Below are 18505 nucleotides of genomic sequence, written 5' to 3'. Positions count from 1 at the left end.
GACATGCCATGAGCACCCGACGCCATCTCATCAAGACCCTGGGCGGCGCAGCCGCACTCGCTGCCCTGCACCCCTTGGCCGCGCTGGCCCAGACCATCGAGCAGGTCAAGATCCTCTACGGCTTCCCGGCCGGCAGCGCCGGCGACAGCGTGGCGCGCCGCGTCGGCGAGAAGCTGGCCGGCTCTTCCTACACCCGCAACGCGGCCGTGGTCGAGAACAAGCCCGGCGCGGGCGGACGCATCGCGCTGGAGCTGCTCAAGGCGGCGCCGGCCGACGGCAGCGTGCTGGCGCTCACGCCCTTCTCCTGCACCTCGATCTACCCGCACATCTACAAGAAGCTGAGCTACGACCCGGTCAAGGACCTCGCGCCGGTGTCGATCGCCGCGGTGATGCACCACGGCCTGGCGGTCGGCCCGCTGGTGCCGGCCAGCGTCAAGACGGTGAAGGATTTCCTGGCCTGGGCCAAGGCCAACCCCAACGACGCGAGCTACGGCTCGCCGGCGGCCGGCTCGACGCCGCACTTCATCGGCGCGCTCTTGGGCATCAACAACGGTGTCGAGCTCAAGCACGTGCCCTACCGCGGCTCCATCCCCGGCGTGACCGACGTGGTGGGCGGCCAGATCGCCTCGATGATCACGCCCAGCGGCGACTTCATCGCCAACCACAAGGCCGGCAAGCTGCGCCTGATCGCCACCTCCGGCAAGGCGCGCTCGCCGTTCTCGCCCGAGGTCCCGACCCTGGCCGAACAGGGCTTTCCGGAACTGACCACCGAAGAGTGGTTCGGCTTCTACGCGCCGGCCAAGACGCCGGCCTCGGTGATCGCCGCCGCCAACGCGTCCATCAACGCCGCGATCAAGGACAAGTCCGTCATCGACAGCCTGGCGGTGGTCGGCCTGATCGCCCAGGGCTCCACCGTCGAGGAGATGGCCCGCTCGCAGAACATCGAGTTCGAGCGCTGGGGCCCATTGGTCAAGAAGGTCGGCTTCACCGCAGAGTCCTGACGATGAAAACGGCCTGCTGGACCGCGCTGGGCGCGGTCGCGGTGCTCGTCGCCTGCACCTCGGCAGGCCCCGGTGCCCACGCCCCCAGGCTCGGCGCCGCCCGCCCGGGGCCGCTGCTGTCGTGCACCGACCTCGCGGCGAAGGCCGCGCGCCCGGATACGGTCTACACGAGCGCCGTCGAAGTACCCGCCGGCACCGTCGCCGTCGGCAATGCGCGCCTTGCAGCGCCGGCCCATTGCCTGGTGCAAGGCCGCATGAACGAACGCGTGAGCACAGTCGACGGCAACAGCTACGCCATCGGCTTCGAGATGCGGCTGCCGCTGGCGTGGAACGGCCGCTTCTTCTACCAGGCCAACGGCGGGCTCGACGGCGCGGTGGTACCGGCCGTGGGCGGCATCGGCGGCGGTGGGCCGGTCGGCAGCGCCTTGCAGATGGGCTTCGCCGTCATCAGTTCCGATGCCGGCCACGCGGGTTCGCTGGGGCCGCGCTTCGGCATCGATCCGCAGGCGCGCCTGGACTACGGCTACAACGCGGTCGCGCAACTCACGCCGATGGCCAAGTACCTGATCGCGCAGGCCTACGGCCGCGGCCCGGACCGTTCGTACATCGGCGGCTGCTCCAACGGCGGCCGGCATGCGATGGTGGCGGCGGCCCGGTCGCCCGGCCAGTACGACGGCATCCTGGCCGGCAACCCCGGTTTCAACCTGCCGAAGGCGGCCGTGGCGCAGCTCTACGGCGCCCAGCAATACGCCAAGGCGGCGGGCGCCTCCACGCCGGCCGGACAGCCCGATCTCCAGAGCGCCTTCACGCCCGCGGAGATGCAGCTGGTGGCCCGGCGCGTGCTGGCGCGCTGCGATGCCCTCGACGGGCTGGCGGACGGCATCGTCTCGGACGTGAAGGCCTGCCAGGCGCGCTTCCGGCTCGACGCCGACGTGCCCACCTGCACCGGCGCGCGCGACGGCAGCTGCCTCGCCCCGGCCCAGAAGAGCGCGCTCGCCAACGTCTTCGCCGGCGCACGCAACAGCAGCGGCCGGACGATCTACAGCAGCTTCCCCTTCGACGCCGGCATCGCCGGCAGCAACTGGCGCGAGTGGAAATTCGCGAGCCCGCCGACGCGCGATGCCGGCGCGGTGGCCTTGATCTTCAGCACGCCGCCGCTGGCCGACCGGCCGGGCGGCCTGCCCTTCGCGCTGGGCTTCGACATGGACCGCGACGCGCCGCTGATCGAGGCCACCAGTGGCATCTACCGCGACTCGGCCATGGCCTTCATGGCGCCGCCGGATGCCGCGAACCTGAGCGCGCTGCGCGACCGCGGCGCCAGGATGGTCGTCTACCACGGCACCAGCGATCCGGTGTTCTCGTCGGACGACACCGCCGCCTGGTACGAGCGCCTGCAGGCCGCCAACCGGGGCGATGCCTCGTCCTTCGCGCGCTACTTTCCGGTGCCGGGCATGAACCATTGCTCTGGCGGCCCGGCCACCGACCAGTTCGACATGCTGAGCGCGCTCGTGGGCTGGGTCGAGCAGGGCCAGGCGCCGCAATCGGTGATCGCCGCTGCGCGCGGCCCGGGCGCCAACGCGGTCAACGCCGAGCTGCCTGCCGACTGGTCGGCCCGCCGAACCCGGCCGCTGTGCCCCTATCCGCGTGTCGCGGCCTACACCGGCGGCGATCCCGAAAGCGCGGCCAGCTTCGCCTGCCGATGATGACCTACCAGCCCCGCCCCGATGAAGTCCGCTTCCTGCTGGAAGCCGTGCTCGACGCGACCCCGCGCCTGCGCGCACTCGCGCCCTTTGCCGAGTTCGACGACGCATTGCAGGCGCAGGTGCTCGACGAAGCCGGCAAGTTCGTCGCCGAGGTCATCGCGCCGGTCAACCGCACGGGCGACGAAGCGGGCTGCCATTTCGTCGACGGCGAGGTGCGCACGCCACCCGGTTTTCGCGAGGCCTACCGAAGCTTGAGCCAGGGCGGTTGGCTCGCGCTCTCGGCGGCAACCGAAGACGGCGGCCAGGGCTTGCCCGCCGTGCTCGAAGCGATCCTGTTCGAATGGCTCAGCGCGGCCAACCACGGCCTCACGATGGCGCCCGGCCTGCTGCATGGCGCCTACGAATGCCTCAAGCACCACGGCAGCGAAGAACTGAAACAGCGCTACCTCTCGAAGATCGCGAGCGGCGAATGGCTCGCAACCATGTGCCTGACCGAGGCCCATGCCGGCAGCGATCTGGGCCAGGTGCGCACGCGCGCGGTGGCGCAGCCCGACGGCAGCCATCGCGTGGCCGGCGGCAAGATCTTCATCTCGGGCGGCGAGCACGATCTCACGGAGAACATCGTCCACCTGGTGCTGTGCCGGCTGCCGGATGCGCCGGCCGGGCCCAAGGGCTTGTCGCTGGTGCTGGTGCCCAAGGTGCTGCCCGACGGCACGCGCAACGCGGTGCACTGCGAGCGCATCGAGGAAAAGATGGGGCTGCACGGCAGTCCGACCTGCGTCATGCGCTTCGACGACGCCACCGGCTGGCTGATCGGCGAGCCGAACCGCGGGCTGGCCGCGATGTTCGTGATGATGAACGCGGCGCGGCTGCATGTGGCGCTGCAGGGCATCGGCCTGCTCGACGCGGCCTGGCAGAAGGCCGAGGCCTACGCGCACGAGCGGCGCCAGATGCGCGCACCCGGGCCGGCACCTGCGAGCCGCGGCTCTGGGCCGGCCGACCTGATCGCCGAGCATCCGGCGATGCGCCGCATCCTCGACACGCAGCGCGCCTGGATCGATGGCGCGCGGCTCCTCGCCTACCGCACCGCGCTGCAGCTCGACATCGCCCGGCACGACGCCGATGCCAAGGCGCAGGAACGGGCGCAACGCTGGTGCGCGCTGGTCACGCCGGTGCTCAAGGCAGCCTGCACGCAGCAGGCTTTTCAGGGCGCCAGCGAATGCCTGCAGGTCTTCGGCGGCCATGGCTATGTGCGCGAGTGGGGCATCGAGCAGGTGCTGCGCGATGCGCGCGTGACCATGATCTACGAGGGCACCAACGAGATCCAGGCCATCGACCTGCTGGTGCGCAAAGTGCTGCCCGACGACGGCGCCGGCATGTCGGCGCTCCTGATCGAACTGCGCGACGAGCTCGATGCCTCGCGCGAGATCGAGGCCGAGGTGCAGCGCCGGCTCGCGCAGCTGCGCTACCTCGGCACCACGGTCGTCATGGCAGCCGGCACCGATGCCGCGCTGCCCTATGAAGTGGCCGACGACTACCTGCGGGTCGTGATGCTGGCCATGCTGGCCTGGGCCTGGGCGCGCGTCGAGCGGGCAGCGCCGGGCGAGCTACGCTGGTCGAAACCCGCCGCGGCGTTCCGCCGCTGGGTGCTGCCCGAATTCGAGATGCGCCTGGGCATCGTCAAGCGCGCCTGCGAGGCCGTCACGCAAGCTGGCACCTGAGCGACGCTCGCCAGATGCGCGACCCGCCCAAGCCAGTTACCCTCCGACCATGGCAGTCTCCCGCAAGAAATCCGCTTCCGCCGTCGCCGTTGCGCCACCGCGCGCCGACCAACTCGATACCCGCGTGCTCGAAGCCCTGGTCGGCTACAACGCGCGGCGCGCCTGGCTGGCCGTGAGCACGGTGTTCGCGGAGCGCATGGCGGCCTACGGTCTCAAGCAGGTGGACTTCTCGGTGCTCTCGCTGCTCGCGCACAACCCGGGCGCCACCTCGCGCCAGCTGTGCGCCACGCTCGACATCCTGCCGCCGAACCTGGTGAGCCTGATCTCGGCGATGGACAGCCGCGGCCTGATCGAGCGGCGCCCCCATCCGCACGATGGCCGCGCGATCGGCCTGCATCTGACGCCGGCGGGCGTTTCCCTGGTGCGCGACGCGGAGCGGACGGTGGTCGAACTGGAGGCGGATGCCAGCGCGCGCCTCACGACGCGCGAGCGCGAGACGCTGATCCGCCTATTGCAGAAGATCTACCACTAGAAGCGTTCCGTGAGCACCAGCACCTGGTGCGCCGCACCGGCGACCACAGCGGGATTCGGGTAGTAGAGCTCGCCGTCGATGTCGTTGCGGGAAAAAGCGTTGCGCGCCTCGAAGTAGCGCGCCCGCGCCGCCTCGAACACCTGCCGCCGCCATGAAGGTTGCGTGGCTTCGATACGCGCCCAGTGTTCGGGCGAGAGCGTGGGGCACAGCGGAACGGGCGCGGCGCGTTCCCGCAGCAGCAGTTCGCGCGCCTCGCTCGTCAAGGGATCGAACTCCAGGGCTTTTTCGCGCCGGCGCGCCAGAACGTTGGAAAGAAGGGTCGCGCCAAAGAGGCTGAGCAAGGCGAGGACGATCGCAAAGTCCATGGCGAGTCAAAAAAACGTTGGCGTCGATTACCAGAACTTCCACCACGGCGCGGCGGCGGAAGAACGGGCCGGCGGCAGCGGCTGCAGGCCGGTGTCGCGAATGCGGCGACGCTGCTCGGCTTCGAGCGCCTGGGCCATGCGATGCGCAAGCTGGTCTCCTTGCATGGCGCGGATGCGCCACTCGGCAGCAAGGCTTTGCAGCTCGGAATCTTCGAGCTTGGCGGGCGTCGTCATCTGTTCGGACATCCCGAAATTCTGCACACGCCAAGGGACCGCGGCAATCGTAGAGCTTTGCATTACACGGCCGCGCGGGCATATGTCAAATACGTGTCACGAGAGGAATCCGTCCCAGCTCAATTTGAGTCCGGTCAGCAGCATGCCGAGGTAGACGAAACGGTAAAACCAGACGGCATCGATGCGGCGTGCGATCCGGACGCCGAGCCACACGCCAAACGGCGCGAGCGGCAGCAGCACCAGCGAAGTCGCCATGTTGCGCCAGTCGAGCAGGCCGAGCCACGCGTAGGGAATCCACTTGCTCAGATTCACCACGAAGAAGAAATAGGCCAGCGTCGCGGTATAGGCCACCGGCGTGAGCCGCAATGGAAGCACATAGGCATTGACCGGCGGTCCGCCCGCATGAGCGATGAAGCTGGTGAAGCCGCCGATGGCCGTCAGCACTGCCCCGGCCGTCTTCGACGGCGGCGGATCGTCCGAGCGCGGCGGGAACAGCAGGCGCTGCGCCAGGAAGAGCAGCGTGAAGATGCCGACGATGCCGGCCACCGTGTGCGCCGGCAGCACGCGGAACAGCAAGGTGCCGACCACCGTGCCCACGAGGCCGAAGGGAATCAGGAAGCGCAGCAGCGAGCGGTCGAAGTCGCGGCGGAAGGCGGCGAGCCCCAGCAGGTCCATCAGCAGCAGCACCGGCATCAGGATCGCTGCCGCCTGCGGCACCGTGACGGCCAGGGCCAGGAGGGGCACCGCCAGCGAACCGAAGCCGGCGCCGAAGCCGCTCTTGCTGACGCCGAGCATCAGCACGGCAGGAACGGCGACCGCATAGAAATGCGGGTCGGTGATGATGGGGAGAGCCATGGGAAAGAGAAAGGCGAGCGGCCGCGCCGTGCAGGCGGGTGCGCCGAGCGTAGCAGGATGCGGCGGCCGCCGCCTTCCTCCAAAAAATGTGCGTAAACGCACCGACTCGCGCTGCCGGCATCCGCAGACTCGACGGTCTTTACGTCTCATCAAAGGATCGCTGAATGAATACCCAGGCCCTGATGGCCGCGCCAACCTCCATCGGCGCGCTGCGCGAGGACGCGGGCAAGTTCCTGCTGCGCGCATCGATCGCGCTGCTCGTGCTGCTGCACGGCATCAACAAGCTCACGAGCGGACCGGGCTTCGTCATCGGCGCGCTGGAACGCGCCGGCCTGCCCGGCGGCATCGGCTACGGAGTCTATGTGGGCGAGGTGCTGGCGCCGCTCCTGATGCTCGCCGGCTTCTGGACGCGCGCCGCGGCCGGCATCGTCGCTTTCAACATGGTGGTCGCGATCGGCCTGGTGCACATGAGCGGCCTGTTCGCGCTGGCCAAACAGGGCGGCGGCTGGGCGCTCGAACTGCAGGGCCTCTACCTGGCCGGCGCCCTGGCCGTCGCGCTGCTGGGCGCGGGCCGCTTGAGCGTGGGCGGCGCAACCGGTCGCTTCAACTGAGACGGTCGATCAGCCTGGCTCGCCGCGCACCTCGGCCACCATGCGGGCCAGGCGCTCGGCATCGGTCACGATCAGGGCCCGGCCTTCTTTCGCCAGCAGGCCCTCGCGCACCAGCACATTGAGCTCGCGCGTGACCTGTTCGCGGTTGGTGCTGATCTGGCTGGCCAGCTCGGCGTGGCGCGGCGCCGGTTCCAGGCGCGCCCGGTTGCCGGCGATGCCGGCCGCGCGCGCCATGCGCAGCAGCTCGGCATGCAGGCGGTTCTGCACGCCGAGCGTGCTGAGGTCGATGACGCGCTCGGACAGCTGCCGCACCAGCTGAGTCAGTCGGCGCATCACACGCTCGGCTACCAGCGGCTCCTCGCGCAGCAGCCTCATGAAGGCTGTCCGGTCGAGGCTGGCGACGACACAGGGCTCCAGCGTCAGCACATCGGCCGAGCGCGGTCCGCCGTCGATAGCGGCGATATCGCCGAAGTGCTCGCCTTCGCCGCAGTCGCGGAAAGTGACCTGCCGCCCATTGGCCGAGTAGGTCGTGATGCGGGCACGCCCCGACACCAGGAAGTAGACCTCGCCATCGTCCTGCGTGCGCAACAGGAGCGGCTTGCGCGCCGCCACGCTGTGCCAGCGGCAGGCCTGGGCGAGCAGCTCGAGGCGGCGGTCGGACAGGCCTTCGAACAGCGGGATCTTCCGCAGCGCGAGGCTGGAGCGGTGAGGGGAAGGGGTCATGCAGGGTCGGCCGGGGCGGGCATTATGCTCGGGTGCCGCTTGGAGCCCGACCATGGACAGCCGTTCCCCGACCCGCTTGCGCTTTCCCTCGCGGCGCAATCTCCGATGGGCGAGCGGCGTGGTCCTGATGGGCTACGTGGCGGCGCACCTGAGCAACCATGCGCTGGGCCTCGTTTCGCTGGCGACCGCCGAAGCTGCGCTGCAGGCCATCTCTACCTTCTGGCACGGCGTCGCGGGCAGCGTGCTGCTGTACGGTGCGGCGGCGGTGCACGTGGTGCTGGCCGCGGTGGCACTGTGGGAACGGCGCAGCCTGCGCATGCCGCCCATGGAGGCCGTGCGGCTGCTGCTCGGTTTCGCGCTGCCGCTGCTGCTGGCCGCACATCTGACGGCGATGCGCTGGGCCTACGAGGCCTTCGCGATCGACGCTTCCTACGCCCGCGTGATCCGCGGCCTCTGGAGTCCGGGCGCTGCGAGCTTCCAGCTGGCCATGATGCTGGCCGCGTGGACGCACGGCTGCCTCGGGCTGCACTTGGCGCTGCGCGTCCGCCCGGCCTACCGGCGGCATTTCCATCTGCTCTTTGCCGCGGCCGTGCTGCTGCCGGTGCTCGCTGCCCTCGGCTTCTTCGCGATGGGCCGCGAACTGCAATGGACCGGCACGCTGCCGACCCAGATGCCGACGGCAGTGCAGAGAGCAGCGCTCGACGCGACGGAGCAGGACGTCAAGTGGTTCTATGCGCTGGCGCTGCTGGCCCTGCTCGCTGCGCGCCAGCTGCGCGCCTGGTACGAACGGCGGCCGCGCAAGGCATCGATCGAGCTGCGCTACCCGGACCGCACGGTCCGCGTCCCGCTCGGCTGGAGCGTGCTCGAAGCCAGCCGCGCGCACGGCATCGCCCACCTGTCGGTCTGCGGCGGACGCGCGCGCTGCTCCACCTGCCGCGTGCGCGTGCTCGGGCCGGCCGCGCATGCCGAAGCGCCGGGCCACGACGAGCGCCGCACGCTGGAGCGGGTGCGCGCGCCGGATGACGTGCGGCTGGCATGCCAGCTTCGCCCGCACGGCGATCTGGCGGTGACGCCCCTGTTCGCGCCCCGCGCCGGCGCCGGCGCCCAGCCCGGCCGCCTGGGCCGGGAGCACGACGTCGCCATCCTCTTCGTCGATCTGCGCCGCTGGTCGGGCCTGTCGGAGCGGCAATGGCCCTTCGACCTGGTGTATGTGCTCGACCGCTATTTCGCGATCGTCGGCGCCGCGGTGCGCGAGAGCGGCGGCGTGCCGAACCAGTTCATCGGCGACAGCGTGATGGCGATCTTCGGACTGGATGTCGACCTGCCGACCGCATGCCGCCAGGCCATGCGCGCGGCCGAGCTGATCGGCGAACGCATGGACGCATGGAGCGCCGGCTTCGAATCGCAGTTCGGCCAGCGCCTCGATTTCGGCATGGGCCTGCACGCGGGCCGCGCGGCCGTGGGCGAGGTGGGCTATCTGGAAACCACCACCTTCACCGCGGTCGGCGAAGTGGTCAACACGGCGAGCCGATTGCAGGACCAGTCCAAGGTGGCCGAGACCCGGCTCGTGATCTCCGTCTTCGCGGCCGAGCAGGCCGGCATCGCCGACACGCTGGGCGAGCCGGAGATGGTGACGGTGCGCGGCCGCTCGGAGCCGCTCGCGGTGCTGCACGTGCCACGACCCGCACCTTGAATAAAGCGTGCGCAAACGCACAGCCCGAAACGCAGCCGGAATCCACACTGCATTCCATGGTGGCAGCGATCCCCGCAGCCCACCTGCAGCAGTGAAAGGACTCTCGATCATGCAAGCCAAGCAACTCCTGGGCATCTCCGCCCTTCTTCTCGCCGGCGTCGCGTCGGCCCAGACCGTGCCGGCCGAAGCCTGGGTCGGCGCGCCGATCGCGACCACCGGCAGCACGATGAGCCGCAGCGAGGTCACGGCCGAGCTGCAGCGCTCGATGAGCGTGGCGCGGACGCCGCAGGAACAGTGGGTCGGCACGCCAGCCACCGCCGCCGTCGCCGTCGGCGCGATGAGCCGCGCCGAAGTGCTGGCCGACCTGAGCCTCTACAACAAGGCCGGCCTGGGCGACTATGCACGCATCGACAGCCCCGACGCGGCCGGCCCCGAGTACGCGCGCCGCATGGCCGCCTACCGGCAGGCGCGCAACAGCGATGCCTACATGGCCGAGGTGCAGCGCATCGAAGGCATTCGCGGCAGCGCGGTGGCGAGCGCGCGTCGGAAGAACGGCCCAGCGGCCGAGTGAGCGAGCGTCAATCGTCCGCCAGGCAGGTGCCGGCCGTCCAGCCGTAGAGCCACTCGAGCGCGTCGTAGAAGCGCTCCTGCGGCCGGCCCTTCCACTTCTCTTTGCGCACCAGACGCTCGACGCCCTTGGCGTGGTAGATGCGGCCCATCTCGCGCGCCGACAGCACCACGCGTGCCGTGCGCGCGACGCGCGAGCGCTCGTAGAGCACCAGCGCGCGGCCCCAGTCGCCGCCTTCGCGCCGCAGCGCGAGCGCCAGCGTGACGGCATCCTCGCAGGCCATGCAGGCGCCCTGCGCCAGGTCCTGATATGAACCATCGGATGCGCGGCATCGCCGAGCAGGGTCGCGCGGCCGAAGGTCCAGCGCTCGATCGGATCGCGGTCGGCTGCGGAGTAGCGCTTCCAGGCTTTCGGAATGCGCAGGGTCTGCTGCACCGCTTCGCAGGTGGGGCGGAAGTAGCGCTGCACTTCGGACGGGTCGCCGTCCATCGAGCCCCACTCCTCGGGCCGGTCGCTGTGGAAGGTGACCGCCAGGTTGAACTTGTCGCCGCCCTTGAGCGGGTAGTGCACCAGGTGGCAGTTGGGCCCGACCCAGATGCAGGGCGCTGTGTAGCGCAGCGCCTCGGGGAACTCGGCCGTGTCGATCACCGCGCGGAACACCACGTGGCCCGAGACGTGGATGCCGTCGTCCACGTACTGCTGGCGCACCGCCGAACGCACGCCGTCGCAGCCGATCACGGCCTGGCCTGGCGGCCGCCCTGCGCGTCGATCAGCGTGACGCCGTCGTCGCTCTGCTCGATGTGCACCACCTTGGTCGACGTGAGGAACTCGATGCCTTCGGTGGTGGCCTGCACCCCTTCGAGCAGCGCGCCGTGGATGTCGGTGCGATGGATCACCGTGTACGGGTTGCCGAAGCGCTCCCTGAAGCGCGCATCGAGCGCGATGCCGATCACGCGCTTCGCATCGATGGCATCGAACATCACCATCTCGTCGGTGTAGACGGCCCGGGCGCGCAGGTTCGCTCCGACGCCCAGCGCATCGCAGGCCGCAAAGGCATTGGGGCTGAGCTGGATGCCGGCGCCGATCTCGCCGATGTGGGCGGACTGCTCGATCACCTTCACGTTGTAGCCCTCGCGCACCAGCGCGAGCGCCGCCGCCAGGCCGCCGATGCCGCCGCCGGCGATCAGCACGGGTCGGCTGTCGAGTGCTGTTTTCATGGCAGTTTGAAAAGCTTGCGCGCGTTGTCCCGGCCGATCTTCAGCCGGTCGTTGTCGCTGATCTCGCAATGGTCAAACCAGCTCGCCGCATCCTCGTGCTTCTCGAAGGGGTAGTCCACCGAGTACATGATGCGGTCGCTGCCCACTTCCAGCATCGTCGAGAGCAAGGTGGGCGTGCGGAAGTTGCCGCTGGTCGTGATGTGCACATTGCTGCGCAGGTAGTCGCCAATCTGCTTCTCGCACGGCATGCCGCGCCGTCCCTTGCGCAAGATGTGGTCGACGCGCCAGATGTTGAAGGGGATGCCTTCGCCGAAGTGGCCGAGGATCATCTGCAACGCGGGATGCCGGTCGAAGAGGCCGCTCGACAACAGCCGCAGCGCGTGGATGCTGGTCTCCACGGCAAAGGCCCAGGTCGGCCCCGTGAGCCAGTGCGCGCCGTCGTAGATCGGCTCGCGTGCCGGCAGCGGGTCGCGCGGGTGCATGTAGAAGGGCTTGCCGAGCGCCGCGGCCGCGGCCCAGAAGTCGGCGAACCGAGGCGCGTCGTAGTAGACGACGGTGCGTTCGTCGCCGACCTGCGAGAAGCCGTTGACCAGGAAGCCGTGGAAGCCGAACTCCTTCACGCAGCGTTCGAGCTCGCGCGCCGCCGCTTCAGGGTCCTGCATCGGCAGCGCCGCGAAGCCGCCGAAGCGTGTCGGCCGGCGCGCCGCCTGCTCGGCCAGCACCTCGTTCGCGCGCCGCGCCACTTCGACGGCACGGCGTGGATCGGGAATGGCCTGCACCGCCGGCGAGTTGAGCGAGAGGATTGCGTATTCGGTACCCCAGGCATCCATCTGCTCGATGCGCTGCTGCTCGAAGTCGAGCAGATTGCTCTTCAGGCCGGCCCAGACCTCCGGCCGCGCATAGACCTCCGAGTCGCCGATGGTGAGCTCGATGGCGAAATGCTCCTCGAGCGCGATCTTGTTCTTCATCCGCTGTTCACTCCGGCTTGATGTTGAGCTTGTCGAGCACGCCCTGCCAGGTCTTGCGGTCATCGGCGATGTACTGGGCCAGCTGCTCGGGCGTGCCCGGGCGCGGGTAGGTGCCGAGCTCGCGCGACTTGGCCACCACGTCGGGCAGGAGCAGCGCCTCGCCCATGTCCTTGTTGAGCCTGGCGAGGACGGCCGGGTCCACGCCCTTCTTCGCGATGACCGCGAACCAGCCGTGCGCCACCGCGCCGGGCACCGTTCTGCTGGCCAGCGGAAACTGTTCGAGCCCGGGCTCGGCGCGGTCGCCCATGCTCGCGAGGATGCGCATCTTGCCAGCCTGCACGTTGCCCGCCACCACGTTGTAGGTCTCGACCATCATCTTGGTCTGGCCGCCCAGCATGGCCTGCATCGCCTGCGCGCCGCCGGGGTAGTGCACCTCGAGGAACTGCGCGCCCGACTGCAGCCCGAGCAGCGCTGATGCAAGATGCGGCAACGTGCCACGGCCGTTGTCGGCCACCTCGATGCTCTGCGGCTTCGCCTTGGCAGCAGCGATGAAATCGGCCAGCGTCTTGTAGGGCGAATCGCCCGGCACCGCCAGCATGAAAGGCGCGACCGCGGCCAGCGTGACCGGCACGAAGTCGCGGTTGAAGTCGTAGTTCACGCCCTTGATGGTGCTCGGCGCGACCGAGATCGCCGAGCCCTGCACGAAGCCGAAGGTGGCGCCGTCCGCGGGCGCGGCGAGGATGGCGTTCATGCCGATCACGCCGCTGCCGCCCGGCTTGTTGTCGACGATCACGCCCTGCCCCCACTTCTCGCCGAGCTTGACGCTCACATGCCGGATCAGCACGTCGGGCGCCGAGCCCGCCGGGAAGGGAACGACGAAGCGCACCGGCTGGGCCGGCCACTTGGCCGCAGCGCCCTGCGCATGGGCAAGCGGCGCGGCGGCGCCGGCCGAAAGCGCGAGCAGAAGAGCCGTGCAGCGGGAGCGGAAAAGGTTCATGATTGCCTCTTTCGTTACTTGAATATTCAAGCAATTGGGCGCACTCTATACTTGAATCAGCAAGTATTTGTTCATGAAAACCCTAGTCCAGGATCACGATCTCGAGAAGGCGATTCCCTTCCTGTTGGCACGCGCCGGCGCGCGCATGGGCAATGCCTTCTCCAAGGCGCTCAAGCCCTACGGCCTGAGCCTCGTCGAATGGCGCGTGTGCGCCTCGCTGCAGCACACGCCGGACCAGACGCTTTCCGAGCTCGCGCTGCATTCCTCGAACGACCTGTCGGCGCTCTCGCGCATCGTCGACCGGCTGGCGACGCTGGAACTCGTGCGGCGCGAGAAGTGCGGTACGGACGGCCGCGCGATACGCCTCGCGCTCACGCCGCTCGGCCTCGAGCTCACGCACGAGATCATTCCGCTCGCCAAGCACTACGAAGCCATCGCGCTCTCGGACTTCAGCGCGAGCGAGGTGAAGCTGCTGCGCGAGATGCTGCTGCGCATCTACGCCAACGCGACGCCGCTGGCATAGCGCAGGACGATCAGGCCGGCGCCACCTGCACCATGGCAGCTTCGGCGCCCTGCGAGATCGCGAAGCGCACAGGCAGGAAGCGCTCGATCACCGCGCAGTTGGTGCGCGTGTGCTGCGTCACTTCGCTGCAGCTGAAGGCCGCGGCTTCCTTGCGCTGCCACACCGCGAGCGCAAGAAGCAGCGCGAGCTGGTCCGCCAGGTGCGACCCGACTGCAGCCCCGCTTTTCTGAAAGGCGCGCACCTCCTTCACGAGCCGATGCGCCACCTGCTCGGCGGAAAGCGTCTTCTCGCCGAAGGCCGTGAAGACCTCGGTGACGTGCTCGTAGGCGAAGACGGCCATGAGCGCATTGCCCGGCCCTTCGTTCTGCCGCACCACACCGTGGCGCAGCTGCTCGACGGACCAGCCCATCGCGCTGCCGAGCGTGCCGAGCTCGCGCACCGCGACATGGCGCGCAAGCCCCGGCGCCAGGCACTCGCCATGTGCCGCCTGCAGCGCACCGCGCGCCAGCAGATCGAAGGGCCTGAGCGGTCCGGCGCAGGGCACGATGGTCGCTTCGACCGCACCGCCCCCGGCCGGATAGAAGCCGCAGCGATGCAGCACCAGCTGCAGGTCCGCGCCAAGGCGGCGCACCAGCGGTGCAAAGGCCAGATCGAGAAAATGGAAGGGCGGCGCCATCGGGTTGTGCGTGCCGCCGGCGAGCGAGACGCGGCTCGGCGCATCGGCCAGCAGCAGCGCGGGCAGCACCGTCTGGAGCACCAGCATGCAACTGCCCGCGCTGGCGACCGCAAAGCGGTAGTCGCCGGCGCGCACGGGGCCGGGCACGAAGCGCAGCCGCTGCGAACCGAGCTCGGCGCCCTCGATCTGCGCGCCGCTCAGTTCCACGGCCGCCAGCACGCAGGCCAGGTGCTGGCGCATTAGCCCCGGCTTGGGCCGCCTGGCGCGAATGCGATCGATCGCCAGCGGCTGGCCCGTGACCATCGCGAGCGCGAGGCCGGTGCGCAGGATCTGGCCGCCGCCCTCGCCTTCGGAGCCGTCGAGTTCGATCACTTCTTCTGTCCTCATCATCCTGTTGTTCGAACGCGCATCACGTCACTGCTTTCCGCGCACCAGGGCCTTGGCAGCGGCATCGCCCGCAACACGCTCCCAGCTCCAATACCCATGGCCCGCGCGGCCCGCCACAAGCGCCTCGAGCCGCTCGACCCGTAGTGCCCCGCCCCAGCGTCCCATGGTCTCGATGGCGACAACCCGCAGACTCCACCATTTGCTTTCAAGGGCCGCGTCGATCTCGGCCAGCGCCTCGGCATTCGGGTTCGCCGCACCCAGCGTGCGCAGCCGCTGCGTCCGTTCGCGCAGCAGGTTGGCGCCCTCGCCGGCGTTCGCGGGCTGTCGCTGCTCGCGATACGCGCGGCGGCACGCACGGCAACGCACCGCGGTGCTGTCGATATGGCCGTGGATCACTTCGTACCACCACTTCTGCTGCTTGGCGGTCCAGACCTCCTCGATGCCGCAGTCGCGGCAGGTGAAGGCCAGGTCGACATAGAAGGTGGGCAACAGCCCATAGGTGTTGTTGTAGCGCGCCAGCACGTCCTGGTCGGCCAGCTCCATGCCGGCAAGCCGCGCACCGGCGACCAGATGCCGCGCGTCCTGCCCGCTCAGCAGCGCAGCGAGTTTCCCAGCACGTTCGAGGCGCCGCCCCTTGATCTCGGCGCGGCGCTGCTTGTTGCTTTTCATTCGTCGATCCCGTCTTGGGCTACCCCTTCACACACACCACCTGCTTGAGCGTGTACACCACCTCCACCAGGTCCTTCTGCGCCTCCATCACCGCCTCGATGTCCTTGTAGGCCATCGGGATCTCGTCGATCACGTCGGCGTCCTTGCGGCATTCCACGCCGACGGTGGCAGCGATCTGGTCGGCCACGGTGTAGAGCTTCTTCGCCTTGGTGCGGCTCATCTTGCGGCCGGCGCCGTGGCTGCAGCTCATGAAGCTCTCGGGGTTGCCCTTGCCACGCACGATGTAGCTCTTGGCGCCCATGCTTCCCGGGATGATGCCGAGTTCGCCCGCCTTCGCGCTCACGGCGCCCTTGCGGGTCACGAGCACGTCCTGGCCGAAGTGCGTTTCGCGGCTCACGTAGTTGTGGTGGCAGTTCACCGCTTCCACATGCGCCTCGAAAGGCTTGGCGACGACCTTGCGCGCGGCCGCGACCACGCGCTGCATCATCACTTCGCGATTGGCACGCGCGAACTTCTGGGCCCAGCCCACCGCGCGCACGTAGTCCCCGAAGTACTTGGCGCCTTCCTCGAAGTACGCCAGATCCTGGTCGGGCAGGTTGCGCTGGTGCTGCTCGGCATCCTTCTTCGCGAGCTCGATGAAGTGCGCGCCGATCGCATTGCCCACGCCGCGCGAACCCGAGTGCAGCATGAACCACACGGCGCCCGCCTGGTCGAGGCAGACCTCGATGAAGTGGTTGCCGGTGCCCAGCGTTCCCAGGTGCTTGTGGTTGTTGGTGTTCTTCAGGCGCGGGTAGTCCTCGCAGATCGCGTCGAACTCATGAACGAGCCTCGCCCACGCGGCGTCGGTCTCGTCGGGCGGGGTTTCCCACGCGCCCTTGTCCCGCCCCTGGCGCTTCGGGTTGGACCCATGCGGCACGGCCTTCTCGATCGCGGCACGCAGCGGCCCCAGGTTGTCGGGCAGGTCGTTCGCCTGCAGCGTGGTCTTGCACGCCATCATTCCGCAGCCGATGTCCACGCCGACCGCGGCCGGGATGATGGCCCTGAAGGTCGGGATCACCGAGCCCACGGTCGCGCCGATGCCGTAGTGCACGTCGGGCATGGCCGCGATGTGCTTGAACACAATGGGCAGGCGCGCCGCGTTCTCCAGCTGTTTCTGCGCTTCGTCTTCGACGGGCACGCCGCGGGTCCACATCTTCACCGGGACGCCGTTCTCGACTTCGTGCAGCTCGTAGTTCTGTTCCATGTCTTTTCTCTCGCTCGGGAGGGTGCCGATTGCACCCTCCCTGACTCACGCCACAACGGCGCTTGCCGTCTTGTCTGCGAAGAGTGTGCCAATGCGGAGCAGGCAATGCCAGCAAAGACCAAGTCGTTGATGGAAAAGGATTTTTCTTTGGCGTCCTAAGGACACCGTCGAAGGCAGGCTGCCAGAGACTAGAATACTCGCTAGTTTTTTATCTCCATGAAACCCATCGTCGTCATCGGCTTCCTCGGCACCCAGCTCGACGCCGGACAGGGCGCCGGGCGCTGGGAGAAATGGCGCCCCACCGTCTCGCTGACGCAGCACGAGGACATGGTGATCGCGCGCATGGAGCTGATCCATACGCTGCGGCACAAGGCGCTCGCAGAAAGAGTCCAGGCCGACATCGCAATCGTCTCGCCCGAGACCGAAGTGAGATTGGTCGAGCTCGACATCGCCGATCCCTGGGATTTCGGCGAGGTCTACACCTGCCTCTACGACTGGGCGCGCGCCTATCCCTTCGACGCCGAGCGCGAGCAGTACTGGACGCACATCACGACCGGCACGCACGTGGCGCAGATCTGCATGTTCCTGCTGGCGGAGTCGCGCGCCATCCCGGGCGTGCTCGCGCAGACCGCGCCGCCCAAGCGGCAGCGCGCCGGCGACCCGGGCGACTGCACGCTGATCGACCTCGACCTCTCGCGCTACGACGCGATCGCGCGGCGCTTCGAAGCCGAGCAGCGCGATGCGGTCGCCTTCCTCAAGAGCGGCATCGCGACGCTCAACCCGCGCTTCAATGCACTGATCGACGAGATCGAGCGCGTCGCCGTGCGCTCGCGCGCGCCGATCCTGCTCGTCGGTCCCACGGGCGCGGGCAAGTCCTTCCTCGCGCGTCGCATGTTCGAGCTCAAGAAGACGCGCCATCAGGCAACCGGCGCCTTCGTCGAGGTGAACTGCGCCACCCTGCGCGGCGACGGCGCGGCATCCACGCTGTTCGGCCACAAGAAAGGCGCCTTCACCGGCGCGGCGGCGGAGCGCGCCGGCCTGCTGCGAAGCGCGCACCAGGGCGTTCTCTTTCTCGACGAGATCGGCGAACTCGGCGCAGATGAACAGGCGATGCTGCTGAAGGCGATCGAGGAGAAGCGCTTCTTCCCGATGGGCTCGGACCGCGAAGTGGAAAGCGACTTCCAGCTGATCGCCGGCACCAACCGCGATCTGCGCGCCGACGTGGCCGGCGGGCGCTTTCGCGAAGATCTGTTCGCGCGCATCAACCTCTGGACCTACGACCTGCCGGGCCTCGCCCGACGGCCGGAGGACATCGAGCCCAACATCGACCATCTGCTCGCGCTCTACGCCGCCGAGAACCACCGCGTGGCACGCTTCAATGCCGAGGCGCGCGCCGCCTACCTGCGCTTCGCGCGCAGCGACGAGGCGCTCTGGAGCGGGAACTTCCGCGATCTCTCGGCCAGCGTGACGCGGCTCGCAACGCTGGCCGACGGCGGGCGCATCACCGGCGAGCTGGTGCAGGCCGAGATCGCACGCCTGCGCTGGCTCTGGAAGCGCGCCGCGCCCTCGGGTGGGCAGGATGCGATCGCCCTCGGCGCCCTGCTCGGCGCCGAGCGCGAGGCGGAGCTGGACCTGTTCGATCGGCTTCAGCTCGAAGCGGTGGTGCGCGTCTGCCGCGACGCGCGTACGCTCTCGGATGCCGGGCGCCAGCTGTTCCAGGCTTCGCGCGGCCAGCGCACGGTGGTCAACGACGCCGACCGCCTGCGCAAGTACCTCGCCAAATACGGACTCCAATGGAGCCAGCTGGTTTCTGCCTGAG

The 18505-nt window shown here is 69.1% G+C and carries 19 protein-coding genes and 1 pseudogene; 9 read left to right on the top strand and 11 right to left on the bottom strand.

Going from position 1 to position 18505, the window contains the following annotated elements:
- Positions 1-8: 8 nt before the first annotated feature.
- Genes ACSQ86_RS05770 through ACSQ86_RS05755 form a run of 4 tightly spaced genes read left to right on the top strand, consistent with a single transcriptional unit; the run spans position 9 to position 4957 of the window.
- Positions 9-1001, top strand: a complete 993-nt coding sequence (locus tag ACSQ86_RS05770) for a Bug family tripartite tricarboxylate transporter substrate binding protein (protein WP_436308606.1) — start codon at positions 9-11, stop codon at positions 999-1001.
- A 2-nt stretch (positions 1002-1003) separates the two neighbouring features.
- Positions 1004-2704: a tannase/feruloyl esterase family alpha/beta hydrolase gene (locus ACSQ86_RS05765; protein WP_436302962.1), complete on the top strand. Its 1701-nt coding sequence runs from the start codon at positions 1004-1006 to the stop codon at positions 2702-2704.
- The gene (locus ACSQ86_RS05760) at positions 2704-4425 is read left to right on the top strand and encodes an acyl-CoA dehydrogenase family protein (RefSeq protein ID WP_436306259.1); all 1722 of its coding nucleotides are present in this window, start codon (positions 2704-2706) and stop codon (positions 4423-4425) included. The genes ACSQ86_RS05765 and ACSQ86_RS05760 overlap by 1 nt, the downstream gene beginning before the upstream one ends.
- Before the next feature lie 49 nt (positions 4426-4474).
- Positions 4475-4957, top strand: coding sequence for a MarR family winged helix-turn-helix transcriptional regulator (locus ACSQ86_RS05755; protein ID WP_093111524.1), 483 nt, complete (start codon positions 4475-4477; stop codon positions 4955-4957).
- Here the strand turns inward: ACSQ86_RS05755 and ACSQ86_RS05750 are convergent.
- From ACSQ86_RS05750 to ACSQ86_RS05740, 3 genes are all read right to left on the bottom strand, one after another.
- Positions 4954-5322 (bottom strand): hypothetical protein, encoded by a 369-nt coding sequence (locus ACSQ86_RS05750; protein ID WP_436302961.1) that lies wholly within the window; start codon positions 5320-5322, stop codon positions 4954-4956. The genes ACSQ86_RS05755 and ACSQ86_RS05750 overlap by 4 nt on opposite strands.
- Positions 5323-5349: 27 nt before the next feature.
- Complete coding sequence (locus ACSQ86_RS05745) at positions 5350-5568, bottom strand: hypothetical protein (protein WP_093111630.1); 219 nt, start codon at positions 5566-5568, stop codon at positions 5350-5352.
- A gap of 84 nt (positions 5569-5652) precedes the next feature.
- The gene (locus ACSQ86_RS05740; protein ID WP_093111528.1) at positions 5653-6411 is read right to left on the bottom strand and encodes a sulfite exporter TauE/SafE family protein; all 759 of its coding nucleotides are present in this window, start codon (positions 6409-6411) and stop codon (positions 5653-5655) included.
- A 164-nt stretch (positions 6412-6575) separates the two neighbouring features.
- Between ACSQ86_RS05740 and ACSQ86_RS05735 the strand changes: the two genes are divergently transcribed.
- A complete protein-coding gene (locus ACSQ86_RS05735) occupies positions 6576-7022 on the top strand; it encodes a DoxX family protein (RefSeq protein ID WP_436302960.1) in 447 nt (148 codons plus the stop codon).
- A gap of 9 nt (positions 7023-7031) precedes the next feature.
- Here the strand turns inward: ACSQ86_RS05735 and ACSQ86_RS05730 are convergent, their stop codons facing one another.
- Positions 7032-7745 carry a Crp/Fnr family transcriptional regulator gene (locus ACSQ86_RS05730; RefSeq protein WP_436302959.1) on the bottom strand — a complete coding sequence of 238 codons (714 nt, stop codon included), beginning with the start codon at positions 7743-7745 and terminating at the stop codon, positions 7032-7034.
- A gap of 52 nt (positions 7746-7797) precedes the next feature.
- On the opposite strand from ACSQ86_RS05730, the gene ACSQ86_RS05725 reads away from it, so the two are divergent.
- Positions 7798-9438 carry an adenylate/guanylate cyclase domain-containing protein gene (locus ACSQ86_RS05725; RefSeq protein WP_436302958.1) on the top strand — a complete coding sequence of 547 codons (1641 nt, stop codon included), beginning with the start codon at positions 7798-7800 and terminating at the stop codon, positions 9436-9438.
- A gap of 109 nt (positions 9439-9547) precedes the next feature.
- Positions 9548-10009 carry a hypothetical protein gene (locus ACSQ86_RS05720; protein ID WP_436302957.1) on the top strand — a complete coding sequence of 154 codons (462 nt, stop codon included), beginning with the start codon at positions 9548-9550 and terminating at the stop codon, positions 10007-10009.
- A gap of 7 nt (positions 10010-10016) precedes the next feature.
- Here ACSQ86_RS05720 and ACSQ86_RS05715 read toward each other — a convergent pair whose 3' ends face one another.
- The 4 genes and pseudogenes from ACSQ86_RS05715 to ACSQ86_RS05700 form a co-directional block, all read right to left on the bottom strand.
- Positions 10017-10289: a hypothetical protein gene (locus ACSQ86_RS05715; protein ID WP_436302956.1), complete on the bottom strand. Its 273-nt coding sequence runs from the start codon at positions 10287-10289 to the stop codon at positions 10017-10019.
- A gap of 92 nt (positions 10290-10381) precedes the next feature.
- Positions 10382-11223, bottom strand: a pseudogene (locus ACSQ86_RS05710) (FAD-dependent monooxygenase); the annotation flags it as partial.
- Positions 11220-12191, bottom strand: coding sequence for an amidohydrolase family protein (locus tag ACSQ86_RS05705; RefSeq protein WP_436302955.1), 972 nt, complete (start codon positions 12189-12191; stop codon positions 11220-11222). The gene ACSQ86_RS05705 and the pseudogene ACSQ86_RS05710, both read right to left, overlap by 4 nt.
- A 7-nt stretch (positions 12192-12198) precedes the next feature.
- Positions 12199-13188, bottom strand: a complete 990-nt coding sequence (locus tag ACSQ86_RS05700) for a Bug family tripartite tricarboxylate transporter substrate binding protein (RefSeq protein ID WP_436302954.1) — start codon at positions 13186-13188, stop codon at positions 12199-12201.
- Positions 13189-13261: 73 nt separating this feature from the next.
- On the opposite strand from ACSQ86_RS05700, the gene ACSQ86_RS05695 reads away from it, so the two are divergent.
- Entirely contained in the window at positions 13262-13711 is a 450-nt protein-coding gene (locus ACSQ86_RS05695; protein ID WP_436295691.1) for a MarR family winged helix-turn-helix transcriptional regulator, read from the top strand.
- 10 nt (positions 13712-13721) lie between these two features.
- Here the strand turns inward: ACSQ86_RS05695 and rtcA are convergent, their stop codons facing one another.
- Genes rtcA through ACSQ86_RS05680 form a run of 3 tightly spaced genes read right to left on the bottom strand, consistent with a single transcriptional unit; the run spans position 13722 to position 16686 of the window.
- Complete coding sequence (gene rtcA / locus ACSQ86_RS05690; RefSeq protein WP_436302953.1) at positions 13722-14759, bottom strand: RNA 3'-terminal phosphate cyclase; 1038 nt, start codon at positions 14757-14759, stop codon at positions 13722-13724.
- Positions 14760-14801: 42 nt separating this feature from the next.
- On the bottom strand, positions 14802-15443 hold the full coding sequence (locus ACSQ86_RS05685) for a zinc-ribbon domain containing protein (protein ID WP_436302952.1): 642 nt from the start codon (positions 15441-15443) through the stop codon (positions 14802-14804).
- Between the two features lie 19 nt (positions 15444-15462).
- Positions 15463-16686, bottom strand: coding sequence for an RtcB family protein (locus ACSQ86_RS05680; protein WP_436308605.1), 1224 nt, complete (start codon positions 16684-16686; stop codon positions 15463-15465).
- A gap of 216 nt (positions 16687-16902) precedes the next feature.
- Here ACSQ86_RS05680 and rtcR point away from each other — a divergent pair, with 216 nt between their 5' ends.
- Entirely contained in the window at positions 16903-18504 is a 1602-nt protein-coding gene (gene rtcR, locus ACSQ86_RS05675) for an RNA repair transcriptional activator RtcR (RefSeq protein WP_436302950.1), read from the top strand.
- Position 18505: the final 1 nt, after the last annotated feature.

The sequence above is a fragment of the Variovorax sp. LjRoot130 genome (genome assembly GCF_964253755.1).
Taxonomy (GTDB): Bacteria; Pseudomonadota; Gammaproteobacteria; order Burkholderiales; family Burkholderiaceae_C; genus Variovorax.
This window is presented reverse-complemented; position numbering and strand designations above follow the sequence as displayed.